Source organism: Actinomycetota bacterium (genome assembly GCA_035640355.1).
GTDB lineage: Bacteria > Actinomycetota > UBA4738 > UBA4738 > HRBIN12 > CALGFI01.
In genome coordinates, this window is record DASQWI010000026.1 from 13,381 (window position 1) to 25,312 (window position 11,932).

Annotated in this window: 11 protein-coding genes; 5 read left to right on the plus strand and 6 right to left on the minus strand. The window is 67.8% G+C overall.

Annotation, left to right across the window (positions count from 1 at the left end):
- Nucleotides 1-2: 2 nt before the first annotated feature.
- A complete protein-coding gene (locus VFA08_12795) occupies nucleotides 3-965 on the plus strand; it encodes an ROK family protein (GenBank protein ID HYZ14464.1) in 963 nt (320 codons plus the stop codon).
- Nucleotides 966-977: 12 nt separating this feature from the next.
- Here the strand turns inward: VFA08_12795 and VFA08_12800 are convergent, their stop codons facing one another.
- Nucleotides 978-1,673 carry a hypothetical protein gene (locus VFA08_12800; GenBank protein HYZ14465.1) on the minus strand — a complete coding sequence of 232 codons (696 nt, stop codon included), beginning with the start codon at nucleotides 1,671-1,673 and terminating at the stop codon, nucleotides 978-980.
- A 24-nt stretch (nucleotides 1,674-1,697) separates the two neighbouring features.
- Here VFA08_12800 and VFA08_12805 point away from each other — a divergent pair, with 24 nt between their 5' ends.
- A complete protein-coding gene (locus VFA08_12805; GenBank protein HYZ14466.1) occupies nucleotides 1,698-3,164 on the plus strand; it encodes an alkaline phosphatase family protein in 1,467 nt (488 codons plus the stop codon).
- The gene (locus tag VFA08_12810; GenBank protein ID HYZ14467.1) at nucleotides 3,164-3,514 is read left to right on the plus strand and encodes a hypothetical protein; all 351 of its coding nucleotides are present in this window, start codon (nucleotides 3,164-3,166) and stop codon (nucleotides 3,512-3,514) included. The genes VFA08_12805 and VFA08_12810 overlap by 1 nt, the downstream gene beginning before the upstream one ends.
- Before the next feature lie 21 nt (nucleotides 3,515-3,535).
- Here the strand turns inward: VFA08_12810 and VFA08_12815 are convergent, their stop codons facing one another.
- Both VFA08_12815 and VFA08_12820 read right to left on the minus strand, forming a co-directional pair.
- Nucleotides 3,536-5,638, minus strand: a complete 2,103-nt coding sequence (locus VFA08_12815; protein HYZ14468.1) for an acetate--CoA ligase family protein — start codon at nucleotides 5,636-5,638, stop codon at nucleotides 3,536-3,538.
- A gap of 9 nt (nucleotides 5,639-5,647) precedes the next feature.
- A complete protein-coding gene (locus VFA08_12820) occupies nucleotides 5,648-7,267 on the minus strand; it encodes an NAD(P)/FAD-dependent oxidoreductase (GenBank protein ID HYZ14469.1) in 1,620 nt (539 codons plus the stop codon).
- Between the two features lie 182 nt (nucleotides 7,268-7,449).
- On the opposite strand from VFA08_12820, the gene VFA08_12825 reads away from it, so the two are divergent.
- Both VFA08_12825 and VFA08_12830 read left to right on the plus strand, forming a co-directional pair.
- Nucleotides 7,450-8,082: a TetR/AcrR family transcriptional regulator gene (locus tag VFA08_12825; GenBank protein HYZ14470.1), complete on the plus strand. Its 633-nt coding sequence runs from the start codon at nucleotides 7,450-7,452 to the stop codon at nucleotides 8,080-8,082.
- Between the two features lie 8 nt (nucleotides 8,083-8,090).
- Nucleotides 8,091-8,996, plus strand: a complete 906-nt coding sequence (locus VFA08_12830; protein ID HYZ14471.1) for a ribokinase — start codon at nucleotides 8,091-8,093, stop codon at nucleotides 8,994-8,996.
- A gap of 23 nt (nucleotides 8,997-9,019) precedes the next feature.
- On the opposite strand, the gene VFA08_12835 is transcribed toward VFA08_12830, so the two are convergent.
- Genes VFA08_12835 through VFA08_12845 form a run of 3 tightly spaced genes read right to left on the minus strand, consistent with a single transcriptional unit; the run spans nucleotide 9,020 to nucleotide 11,725 of the window.
- A complete protein-coding gene (locus VFA08_12835) occupies nucleotides 9,020-9,460 on the minus strand; it encodes a maleylpyruvate isomerase N-terminal domain-containing protein (GenBank protein ID HYZ14472.1) in 441 nt (146 codons plus the stop codon).
- A complete protein-coding gene (locus tag VFA08_12840; GenBank protein HYZ14473.1) occupies nucleotides 9,457-10,635 on the minus strand; it encodes an acyl-CoA dehydrogenase family protein in 1,179 nt (392 codons plus the stop codon). Before VFA08_12840 ends, VFA08_12835 begins: the two co-directional genes overlap by 4 nt.
- Nucleotides 10,636-10,681: 46 nt before the next feature.
- On the minus strand, nucleotides 10,682-11,725 hold the full coding sequence (locus VFA08_12845) for a cysteine synthase family protein (protein ID HYZ14474.1): 1,044 nt from the start codon (nucleotides 11,723-11,725) through the stop codon (nucleotides 10,682-10,684).
- Nucleotides 11,726-11,932 lie beyond the last annotated feature (207 nt).

An 11,932-nucleotide genomic window follows, 5' to 3' on the forward strand; every position in this document is an offset into this window, starting at 1 on the left:
TCATGGACGTCATCACGGTCGGCGTCGACATCGGGGGGACGAAGATCCAGGCCGCCGCCGTCCGGAACGGGTCCGTCGCGGGGTCGCACCGAGTATCGACACCGGAGACGGGCGCGAACGGTCTCGTCGCCACCGTCGGAGACGCGATCACCAAGTCGCTCGCCGAGACCGGCGCCGACCTCGAGGATCTATCCGCGATCGGGATCGGCGTCCCCGGCGCCGTCGACACGGCGGCCGGGACCGTTTCGAATTCGCCGAACCTGCCGGGCTTCCAGGGCGCGGATCCGATTCCGCTCGCGAAGATGGTCTCGGCCGTCGCGGGAAACGTCACCGTCAGGTTGGACAACGACGTCCGCGTCGCGATCCTCGGCGAGTGGAAGCGCGGCGCCGGCCGGCCCTATCGGAACCTGCTCGGCGTGTGGGTGGGCACGGGCGTCGGCGGGGGCCTCGTGTTGAACGGCGAGCTGTACGGGGGAACCGGAGCAGCGGGCGAGATCGGTCACACGAACGTGAAGCCCGGAGGACGGGTCTGTTCGGACGGACGGAAAGGACACCTCGAGGCGTATGCCGGGCGAGGTCGGATCGAGGCCGAGGCGCGCGAGCGCGTCAAGAACGGCCAGAAGACGATCCTGTTCGAGCTGATGGAGAAGAAGGGGCGTACGCGCCTCTCGAGCGGCATCATCGCCACGGCGCTGGAGCGCGGTGACAAGCTCGCGGAAGAGCTGATCGACGACGCCGTGTGGGCACTCGGGGTCGCGTGCGCGTCCGTGCAGAACCTGCTCGCGCTCGAGGCGATCATTATCGGCGGTGGACTCACCGACCGGCTGGGTGAGCCATTCGTCGACCGGGTCGCGCGTCAGATGCGGCCTCAGCTGTTCGTCCCCGAAGCCCCGCCGGTGATGCTCACTCCCGCCTTCGGCGACCTTTCCGGCGCGGTCGGCGGGGCGGTTCTCGCCGAGAGCTGATACCCCCGCGCCCTACGTCGCGTTCAGACAACCGACCGCCTCGTCGGGAAGGCCGGGGATCGACAACCCCTCACCGCCGTCGACGAAGTCGTACGGGATGCCCGACCACAAGCCGGGCAGGCCGTCGTACGGCCTCGTGTCGGTGTCCGAGCTCTCGAACTGGAAGCCGATCCAATCGGGTGACCTGAAGCCGGTGCTGTCGTACGGCGCCACCGCGACGAGGCCGCTACCGAACCGACGCCGCTCGACGAGGAATCTTCCCTGGAACGCCAGGTCGCGTTTCGCGTAGAGCTTCACGTACCACCGCTGCACGACGAGCAGGTATCCCTTGTCGGATGGCGGCGACTCCGGTCCCTCGAAGTAGCGCATGTCGACCACGAGCAGCGGACCGTCGATGGCCGTCGCTCGCCTGATCACCCCGAGCGGCAGCCGGTACCGAGACGAGTCCTCGGGCGGCGTCACCCATCCGTTCTCGCAGTCGGACGCGGCCCGACCGCGCGTCGGCGGAGGCTCGTCGGGCAACGCCGGCGGGGTCGGCGAAGCGGCGGACGGCGACTCGGCAGGCGTGATCGACGGCCGTTCGACATCCGACGGCCCCGCGCCCTCGTTCGTGCACACGACGACGACGAACGCGACGACGATCGACATCGCGGCACTGGAGGCGTCTCGGAGTTCCATCGAGTCGAACGGCGAGGATATCGTTCGCACGAGCGCTTGATAGCTTGAGCGCTCGTGCAGGACGTGCCCGGATCTCCGCACCGGCACGCGGAGCGCGAGCCCGAGGTCGGGTACGAGCGCCTCGCGCATCACGACTCGCCGTCGTTTTCCCGCCGTTCCTTCCTACGAAGGTCCGCTCTGGCGCTCGCCGGGGCGACGCTGTACGCGTGTACGGGCGGCGGTCGGAAGGAACGCGTCCTTGCCCCGACGACGACCACGTCGGTGCTGGCTGCGGACACTCGGTGGCCGATCAAGCGCGTCGTCTACGTGATGATGGAGAACCGGAGCTTCGACAACCTGTTCGGTCGGTTCCCGGGCGCGCGTGGAGCGACGACCGGCCTGAAGTTCGGGCAGGAGGTTCCCCTCGAGCCCTGCCCCCAATGGCTGCCGGGCGACCTTCCGCACGATCGCGCCGCGCATCTGAACGCGGTGAACGGGGGAACCTTCGACGGGTTCGCGCTGGGGCAGTTCGGCGATCCGTGGGCGTACACGGCGTTCGAGCAACGACAGGTTCCGAACTACTGGCGCCTCGCCCGCGACTACGTGCTGTGCGACAACTTCTTCTCCTCGGTCGCGGGGCCGTCGTATCCCAATCACTTCTTCTTCGTCGCAGGGCAGGCCGGCGGTGCTCTCGACAACCCCGAGAACATCGAGACGCGCGACGAAGAGAACGGCAGTCGCTTCAAGAGCTGGGGTTGCGACGCCGTCGGCGACAACGTGTTCGTCCTCGTCAAGGACGGGAATGGAAACACGACCAAGCACGACACCTGCTTCAACTTCAGATCCGTGCCCGAGCAGCTCGAAGAGGCGGGCGTGTCGTGGGCGTACTACTCGGCGAGCCCGTACCAGCCGGGCTACTTCTGGAACGCGCTCAACGGCGTGTCCGGCGTCTTCCACACCGACCTATGGCGTCCGGAACGGATCCGAGCGGTCGACGACCTGATCGACGACGTGCGTTCGGAACGCCTGCCCGCGGTGACGTGGGTGACGCCACGGTTCGAGCTCTCCGACCACCCCCCCGAGAGCACCTGTTTCGCTCAGGAGTGGGTCACGGACCTGGTGAACGGCGTCATGGAGAGTGGCGCCTGGGAGCACACCGCGATGTTCATCACCTGGGACGAGTGGGGAGGCTTCTACGACCACGTCAGGCCGCCCGAGGTCGACGACCTCGGGTTCGGCTTTCGCGTGCCGACGCTGGTCGTCTCGCCGTTCGCACGGAAGGGGTACGTCGACGACGCCGAGGGCGAGTTCAGCTCACCGTTGAAGTTCATCGAGGACAATTGGGGCCTGTCGTACCTGACCGACCGGATCGAGCGAACGCACAACTTCGAGCACGTCTTCGCTTTCGAACGAAACGCTCGACGCGATGGGCTACCGCTCCCCCGCGTCGAGGGCTGCTACGGAACGCCGTGGGATTTCCCCGGCTTCGACTACCCGGGTTGGCCGGAGGGCACGATGCCGGAGGAGAGCCATTTCGTCTGATGGCTTCGTACACCGTGAACAGACGCGGAGTGGCAGAGGCTCGGAAACTCATCCGGGCCAAGCAATACGTCTTGAACAGCGAGTGGGGCGAGGTTCAGCCGAAGGCCGCAGCCGAGAACTCCTTCCTGAAGGAGCACACATGGCAGGAGTACTCGCGCTGGTTCCTGGGGCTGACGGAGGGTGCCGCCGACGAGACCAAGGCGCGATATGCCTTCGTCTACGGCGACTTCCGCCGCCTCCATCGGAGCGGCCTCATCGCCTGCCTGTACCGAGCGGCTGAGTGGCGACACAAGGCGGTCGAGCGGGCCGCCTACAAGCTTCTGCAAGAACTCGACGCGGCGTCTTCCTAGCCTCGCTCTGACCCGCGAACGTCACCGCCGCGGGAGCACGAGTGCGTCGACCGCGACGCATCCCTCGGGTCCGCAGATCACCGGGTTCACGTCGAACGCCTCCAGGCGGTCGCCGAGGTCACGCGCCAGCCACGACAGGCCGACGATGGCGTTCACCAACGCGTCGACGTCGGCAGGAGGTTGACCTCGGACGCCGTCGAGCAGTGGACGGACCCTGAGCTCGTCAACGAGCCGGCGGGCGCGCGCATCGTCGAGCGGCGGTAGTGCCAGACGGCGGTCCTTCAGCACCTCGACGAGGGCCCCGCCGGCCGCGACGAGGACGAGCGGCCCGAACTGCGCGTCCCTAACGATCCCCAAGTGGATCTCCACGCCGGGCGGCGCCATTGCCGCAACGGTGACGCGTCCCCCGAGTCGTCTCGAGAGCTCCGCGTACGAATCGATCAGCGATTGCCGGTCAACGAGGCCGAGACGCACGCCGCTGACATCGGACTTGTGCGAGAGCCCCGGCGTCGCGGTCTTGAGTGCGACCGGATACCCAACCGCTTCGGCGACACTCGCCGCGGCATCCGCCCCGTCCGCCATCGCGGCGGCAACCGCTGAGACTCCATAGGACCGCAGAAGCTCGAACGCCTCGACCTCGTCGAACGGCTCACCGCCCTCCATCCGTCTCGCCCACTCGTTCCGCGTCGAGGCAGCGACAGGTGGTGGCGCCATGATCGGCGGCAACGCCCGGTGGTCACGATGGTCGAACAGGTGCCGGAAGGCCGCGAGACCCGTCAGCGTCCCCTCGAGCACTGGAGCTCCGGCGTCGTCGAGCCGTTGCGCATCGGACCGGTCGATGCCGCTCGCGAAGTTCGACAGCATCGCCATCGGCTTGTCGGTATCCGCCCACACGTCGAGGAACGACGCGATATATCCCTCCTCCGGATCGTCCTCGGTGGTGAGGTCGACGGTGAACGCGAGCGCGGCCACGCTGGGGTCGTCGAGCAACGCGCGCTCGCACCCCGTGATCACGGCGAACGCATCTCGACCCGTTCCCCAAAAGTCCACCGGGTTCACCTGCGGAAGCCCCGGATCGAGCAACCCTTCCAGCCGCTTCGACGTCTCGTCGGAGATCTCGGCCAGCGGCACGCCGGCGGCGGCGGCGGCGTCGACGAGCATCGCGCGCTCGCCGCCCGAGTCGTGCACCGACGCAAGCGCGCCCGGCCCCGCGCGGCGTCCGGCCACGAACAGCGCGAGCGTGTCGCCGAGCTCGTCGAGTGTCTCGACGCGGTGCACGTTGTCCGCTCGGAACAGCGCCTCGTACGCGCCGTCCTCGCCCGCCAGCGCGCCGGAGTGCGACGCGACCAGCTGCCGGGTGAGCTCCTCACGCCCAACCTTCAGGGCGATGACCGGGACGTCGCGTTCGTTCGCCACCGCCATCGCCTCGCGGAAGCCGACGGGATCACGGATCGTCTCGACGAACAGTCCGATCGCGCGCGTGCTCTCCAGGCCGAGCGCGTAACGCACGTAGTCGGCCGCCGTCGTGGCGAACTCCTGCCCCGCCGAGACCGCGATGTTGAACCGCAACGACCGATCGTTGTGCAGGAGCGCCGCGTATGCCGACCCGGAATGACTGATGAACGCGATCGATCCCGGTTCGAGATCCTCCGGCTCGTACCAGCCCGTGGCGCGCAGGCCGCGCTCGACGTTCACGAATCCCATGCAGTTCCCGCCGCAGACGGCCATCCCGGCGTCGTGGGCGATCTTCGCGAGGCGCTCCGTGAGCGGCTCGCCGTCGCCCGGCTCCTCGTGTCCGCTCGCGTAGATGACTGCGGACGCCACGCCCGCATCGGCACACGCCGTGAGCGTCTCCTCGAGCAGCGCGTTCGACAGGGCGATCACCGCGAGGTCCACCGCCTCGGGCACGTCGCCGACCGAGCCGTAACAGCGGTGCCCCTCGAGCTGGTCGTACTTTGGGTTCACGGGGAAGACAGCGCCGTCGAAGCGGCCCTTGCGGAGCTCGACGAGCGTCTGATGTCCCGGTGTTCCCTCTCGCGCGCTCGCGCCGATCACCGCGACCGAACGCGCCTCGAGCATCCGCTCGAGCGCGCTGCGCCCCTGTTCCGCACGCGCCCCGGCCACCGCGGAAGGCTACTTCGTGGACGCGACCGAACGGTCCCTCTTCGCCTGACGGAACGCCTGCCACCCGGGGATGCCGCAGACGCCCCCGCCGGCGTGGGTCGCCGACGACCCGTGGTACAGACCGCGGATCGGCGTTCGGTAGTCCGCGTAGCCGGGAGCCGGCCGCATGTGGAACAGCTGGTCCACAGACAGCTCGCCGTGGAAGATGTTGCCGCCGATCAGGCCGAGCTCCTGCTCCATGTCGTACGGCCCGATGATCTGCCGTTCGATCACCGACGACTTGAAGTTCGGGGCGAGCTCGGTGTAGAGGTCGACGATCCGGTCGGCGTACTGCTCGAGCTCGTCCCGGTGCGGCTCGTCGACCCAGTCGTCCGGCACCCACTGGGTGAACATCGAGAAGTTGTGGACGCCCTCGGGCATGAGCGTCGGGTCGAGCGTCGTGGGGATCACGCCGTCGACGAACGGCCGCTCCGACGCCTTCCGAAGGAAGTGCGCGTCCTGGAACGCCTTCTCGGCGAAGTCCGCGCTGAAGCAGAGCTCGACGGAGCCCGTGTGGTGGTCCTGGAGGTTCTTCCCCGGATCGGCGATGAAGTCGGGCAGCTCGCTGATGGCGAAGTTGATCTTCACGACGCCGCTGCGCGTCCGCCAGTTGCGGATGTCTCGGACGAAGTCCGCGGGCAGGTCGGTCTCGTCGATCAGCTTCAGGAACGCGATCTTGGGATGGACGGTCGTCACGACGACGGGCGCTCGGAGCTCCTCACCGTTTTCCAGGGCAACGCCGACGGTCCTGTCGTCGCGAACGAGGATCTTCCCGACGCGGGCGTCCGTGCGGATCTCCGCGCCGAACGACTCCGCGGCCCGACGGCACGCGTCCGAGACGGCGCCCATGCCCCCGCGCTGGTACCCCCACGAGCCGAGGTGACCGTCGCCGACGTCGCCGATCGAGTGATGGAGCATGACGTACGCCGTTCCGGGCGAGTCTGGACCGGCCCACGTCCCGATCACGCCGTTCACGGTGAGCATGCCCTTCACCGGGTCCGACTCGAACCACTCGTTGAGCAGGTCCGAGACGCTCATCGTGAACAACTTCGTCACGTCGCCCACGCCGCGGATGCCGAGTCCGCGGGTCTTCCACGCCACGCGAAGCTGCTCCAGCAGGTCGCGTACGCGTATCGACCCCAGTCGTGGCGGCACTTGAAGGAGGAGCGGGCCGAGTACGTCCGCGACGCCCGAGAGCCACGCGTCCCACTTGGGCATGGTCTCGGCGTCCTTCTTGGAGAATTGCGAGATCGATTCGTAGTTCTTCTTCGCGTCGTCGGCGTACAGCTTGATCGCGCGTCCGTCCGGATAGGCCTGGTAGTAGGGGCCGAACGGCGTGACTTCGTAGCCGTGCCGATCGAGTTGGAGCTCGCGGATGATCGTCGGCGGCATCAAGCTCATGACGTACGAATAGGTGGTGACCTTGAAGTCGGGGTGCTCCGGCCACGGGCTGCTCGTGTCGGCCGCACCCCCCGTCTTGTTCCGGGCTTCAAGGACCACGGTCCGCGCTCCGGCCTTGGCGAAGAACCCCGCGCTGATCAGGCCGTTGTGGCCTCCGCCGATGACGATTGCGTCGTAAACGTTGGTCATGTGCTGCGTTCTCCCTCCAGTTGGTTCTGGCGCCAATCCTGGCGAAGTTTGAACGGTCAGTCAAGCCGGGACGCGCCGGCCGCGAGTTGACATCGCTGCTCAACCCCGTAGAGTCGGCTGAACTGCCGTTCAAGTCGGCGCACGGGACGGCTCGTGACTGTACGGCGTTCAGGAGCGCGCGGATGGCGACGAACCGGCAGACCAAGGACCGCCACCAGGAGATCCTGGACGCGGCGGCTCGCGTCATCACCGAGCGTGGCCTTGCGGAAACGCGCATCTCCGACGTCGCCGAGCAGGCGGGGGTCTCGCCGGGACTGATCCTGTACTACTTCGAGTCGAAAGACCGGCTGCTGGCCGAGGCGCTCACCTTTGCGAACGACCAGTTCTACCTACGGACGTCGCGAGAGATCCGCCGCTTGCCGAGCGCCGTGGACCAGCTCAGACGGCTCGTCGACCTCTCCGTTCCGGGATACCTCCCCGAGTACGAGCGCCTGGACGAGTGGGCGCTGTGGATCGAGGTCTGGGTTCGCGCGCTTCGCGACAAGGAGATGGCCAAGGACCGCGAGGTCCTCGACGAACGGTGGCGTTCACAGATCGCCGACATCATCCGCAACGGGCGCGCGTCCGGCGAGTTCAGCTCGACCGAGGACGTCGACGAGCTCGCTTTGCGGCTCGCGTCGCTGATCGACGGCCTCGCCATCCAGGTCGTGATGAACGATTCCAAGGTGACCCCCGAGCGGATGCATCGGGCTTGCATGCAGGTCGCCGCGCACGAGCTCGGGTTCGAGTTCGCCAAGTCGGATTTAATGTCCTGACGCGTTCGGTGCCTGACGCCCCGCCGCTCGTCGTCGTCGGCGCGGTCAATGTCGACCTCGTTGTCCGCGGCGTTCCGCTCCCCGCGCCGGGGCAGACCGTGACCGGGGGCGTCTTCGAACGCCATCACGGCGGAAAGGGCGGCAATCAGGCTGTCGCGGCTGCGCGTGCGTTGCGCGGCGGTTCGCTCGACGGCGCCGTGCGGCTGGTCGGCGCGGTCGGCGACGACGGCATCGGTACGAACGCGCTCGAGGCCTTGCAGGCCGAGGGAGTAGACGTGTCGCGGGTCGGCATCGCTCGCGGCGTCGCGACCGGCGTCGCGCTGATCGTTGTCGACGAGCACGGCGAGAACCAGATCGCGGTCGCGCCCGGCGCAAATGCGACGCTGTCTCCCGCAGACATCCAGGCGGCGCTCGACGATCTCGACGGCCGAAGCGTCGTCCTGGCGAGCCTCGAGGTTCCGCTCGACGTTGTTCGGCGGGCGGCGGAGCATTGCCACGAGGTGGGCGGGACGTTCGTGCTCAACCCGGCGCCGGCGAGCGCGGACGCCGCGTCACTCCTCCCGCTGGTGAACGTGGTCACACCGAACGAGGGCGAGCTGCGGCTTCTCGGCGAGGACGTGGAGTCGATCCGCGCGAAGCTTCGCGATCTCCACGTCATCCTCACAGAAGGGTCGCGCGGCGCGGTCATCGACGGTCGGACGGTCGTTTTCGCGCCGAAGGTCGAAGCCATTGACGCGACCGGCGCCGGCGACTGCCTGAACGGCGTGCTCGCCGCCGGGCTCCTGGAACGCCGTCCTGTCCAAGAGGCCGTCGCCAGAGCCGTCGCGGCGGCGTCCGTCTCCGTGACTCGCCCCGGCGCACGGGGTGGCATGCCGACGCGCGACGAGATCGAGTCCGCGGTCGCCTCCGCCTAGGCCTGAGCGGCTAGGCCACGCGGCTAAGCAGGAGCGGAGAACCGCTCGAGATCAGCTCGGTGCTCGTCGTAGTGGTCGTACGTCTCGCCGGCGAGCTCCTCGACGGCGAGTTCGTCGACGTTCGGCAGCGCGTTCCATCCATCGACGACGAGCTCCCGCGCGGACATCAGTCCCCGGTACACGGCGTCGATCGTCATGCCGTGCGCCTGCGCCGCCAGCTCCTCGTTCCGCTCGTCGACGGTCTGCTCCGAGGCGAGCTCGTCCTCCCCTCGCGCGAATCGCTCGAGGTTCCGGGCGCACTTCTGCAGCCAGCCGGCCATGTGCCACAGGAGCTCCTTGACCGACCACCCGGGAAGGATTCCTTCCTCCTCCCACCGCTCACGCGGGATCCGCTCGAGCGCGCCCGCGAACGCCGCCCACGATTCGGCCTCGCGAGCCGCCTGCTCCGTCCGGAGATCGCTCATCCGGTCAGCGTCTGGACGCCGCGCTTGGCGAGCTGGTCGGCGATGATGTTCCGCTGGATCTCCGACGTTCCCTCCCAGATCCGGTCGACGCGCAGCTCGCGGTAGAACCGCTCGGCGACGTTCTCGCGCATGTATCCCCGACCGCCGAAGATCTGCAGCGCGCGGTCCGCGACTCGGTTGGCCATCTCGCTCGCGTAGAGCTTCGCCATGGAGCACTGCGCATGCTGCACCTTCACGTCCACGCCGCGATCGATGTTCTTCGCCAGCTCGTAGGTCATCAAACGAGATCCCCAGAGTTCGGTGAGCGAGTCGGCGAGCATGTGCTGGATCGCCTGGAACTCAATGATCGCGCTGCCGAACTGGACACGCTCCTTCGCGAATGCGGTGGCCTCCTCGATCAGACGCTCCATGGCGCCGCAACACCGAGCGGCGATCATGAGCCGCTCATACCGGAACCACGCGTAGGTGAAGTCGAGACCGTCGCCCTCTTCCCCGATCAGATGAGACGCGGGGACCCGGACGTCCTCGAACGCCAGCGTCGCGTGCGAGTCTGAGTACGTGTGCGAGTACTTCGGCTCTCGAACGAGTCGCACACCGGGCGTGTCCTTGTCGACGAAGAACATCGCGTGCGCGCCGGCGTTCGGGCCGTCGGCGATCTTGGCCTGGAAGAAGATGTACTCGGACGTGTTGTACGACGTCACGTGCCACTTGACGCCGTTCAAGACGTACTCGTCACCGTCGCGTCGCGCCGTCGCCTGGATCGAGTCGACATCGGAACCCGCGTTCTCCTCCGTGATCGCGTAGCACTCACGGACCTCGCCGCGAATGCCGGGCACAATCCACCGGTCGAGTTGCTCATCGGAGACGACGTCGGGCGCCCACCCCGGCGGGGTGTGCACGCACCAGCCGAGGCCGTTCGTCACCCGCCCGATCTGCTCGGAGACGAGGACTTGCTGGAGCGTCGTCATCCCCGTCCCGCCGAGCTCCTTCGGCATGTTCATCGAGTAGAACCCGAGCTCGAGTGCCATCTCGTGATGCCGTTCCCGTAGGCCGTCGGGCAGTCGGCCCTCGTTCATCTCGGCCTCGACCTCGTGCGGGATCAGTTCTACGTCGACGAACCGCCGAGCGCGATCCTGGATCTCGCGCTCCTCGTCTGACAGCGGGTACGTGCTCACGGCGAAAGCATATCCCGCGTGTTGAACGGTGATTCAGCGCAGAACGCTACGGGATGAATTCGAGGCGGTTCCGGTTCGCGCGGATCTGCGCAAGTGAGTCCGCGTCGATCTCGTGATCGCGCTCCGGACTGTCGACGTCCGGTCCGTCGCCGAACAGCTCACCGGACAGGTACCGCTGACCCGTGTCAGGGATGACCGTCACGATGCGTTCCATCTCCGGGTGCTTCTCCGCCACCTTGAGCGCGGCCGCCACGTTCATGCCGGACGACGGACCGCACAGCATCCCTTCGTCGCGTGCGAGTCGCCGAGCCATCTCCAGCGAATCCTCGGTCGACACGGTCACGATGCCGTCCATGCAGGACAGATCGAGGTTCTTGGGCACGATCCCGTCGCCGATCCCCGGAACGCCGTGTTGCCCCCAGCGCTGTTCGGAGATCAGTGGGCACTCCGCCGCTTCCACCGCGTACGCCTTCACGCTCGCGTCGCGCTCCTTCAGTGCGCGAGCGACGCCGGTGATCCAGCCTCCGGTGCCCTGGGAAGCGACGACTGCGTCGACGCGGCCGTCGAGCTGTTCCCAGATCTCGACGCCGGAGGATTCCTGCGCCTTCGGGTTGTCGGGGTTCTCGAACTCGGCCGGGAAGAAGTAGCGGTCGGGATCGGTCGCCACGATCTCGCGCATCTTTTCGAACGCGAGCTCGATGTCCGTTCCGGCGCCCGGGGAGAGCACGAGCTCCGCTCCGTAGGCGGCGATCATCCGCTTGCGTTCCTCGCTCATCCCCTCGGGCATGACGATCACGCACCGGTAGCCCATGATCGCCGCCGTCGCCGCGCATGCGATGCCCGCGTTGCCCGTCGTGCACTCGATGATCGTCATGCCCCGGTGGAGGCGCCCGCGTCGCTCGGCTCGGCGGAGCATCTCGCGGTAGATCCGGTCCTTCACCGATCCCGTGGGGCCGTACCACTCGATCTTGGCGTAGAGGTCGGGACCGTCCTCCGCGACGACGCGCCGCAGCCGGACGAGCGGGGTCCGCCCGACGGCGTCGAGCAACGAGTCTGCCGGACGCCTGGCGGCGTCCCACTCGGTCGGCACGACCCGGCCTCCCTTCCGGAACCGCGGAAGTGACAAAGTACCTGAACGGTGGTTCAACTCGCCAACGCGGTTCGGCCGGGGGCTTCGGCGTTCATGGACTTCAAGGTACCCGCCACCGGCCAGCGGGACACCCGCGCCCGGCCAGCGACCTCGTCCCGCTGGATGGCGCGAGCGCTAGGCTCGCGCTCGAACGATCTCGAAGACGGG